This is a genomic window from Streptomyces chisholmiae (genome assembly GCF_031845445.1).
Classification (GTDB): Bacteria; Actinomycetota; Actinomycetes; order Streptomycetales; family Streptomycetaceae; genus Streptomyces; species Streptomyces chisholmiae.
On record NZ_JAVREO010000058.1, the window covers coordinates 1 to 736 of the forward strand.

The following is a 736-nucleotide window of genomic DNA, read 5'->3' on the forward strand; positions in this document are numbered from 1 at the left end:
GTTCAAGGTCGCATACATTCGCAAGGCCGAGTCGAGGTAGTTCTGCCATGACCTCTGCTCGGCGATGTCCAGGCCCGGCATGTCACCCGCCGTGCGCCCCGCAATCATCCCCGCCATGGGCGCAATCGTAAGGGACGTCAGTATTGCTGCGCTTGGGAAACAGCATGCTTGTAGCGTGGAAATAATGCATGCAATTGTCGCCTCCGTTAACGGCCATCTGACCTGGGAAAATGTCGCTGATATCGAAGCAGCAAACGAAGAAGTTCTGATCCGCGTTCACGCCGCGGGCGTCAATCGCGCCGACCTGCTCCAGGCCGCGGGCAAGTATCCGCCCCCGCCAGGCGCCAGTGAGGTCATCGGATTGGAGGTGTCGGGCACCGTCGCCGCCCTCGGCTCGAATGTTACCGACTGGTCAGTTGGGCAACCCGTGTGCGCATTGCTCGCAGGCGGCGGTTACGCCGAGTATGTCGCCGTACCCGCCGCACAGGTGCTGCCATTGCCCGATGGCGTTGCTTTCAACGATGCCGCCGGACTGCCCGAGGTGGCCTGCACGGTGTGGTCGAACCTCGTCATGACCGCAGGGTTGACACCCGGTCATCTCGTCCTCTTGCACGGCGGTGCGAGCGGCATCGGCACCCACGCAATTCAGGTGGCCCACGCGCTCGGCGCGCGCGTCGCGGTGACGGCCGGCTCCGCCGACAAGCTCGCGCTGTGCCGTGAACTGGGCGCCGACATC

General features: G+C 64.3%; 1 protein-coding gene. It reads left to right on the forward strand.

Annotated elements, in window-relative coordinates:
* Nucleotides 1–184: 184 nt before the first annotated feature.
* Nucleotides 185–736: alcohol dehydrogenase catalytic domain-containing protein (locus RM844_RS32040; RefSeq protein WP_394814648.1), on the forward strand; the 552-nt coding region annotated here is incomplete at its 3' end.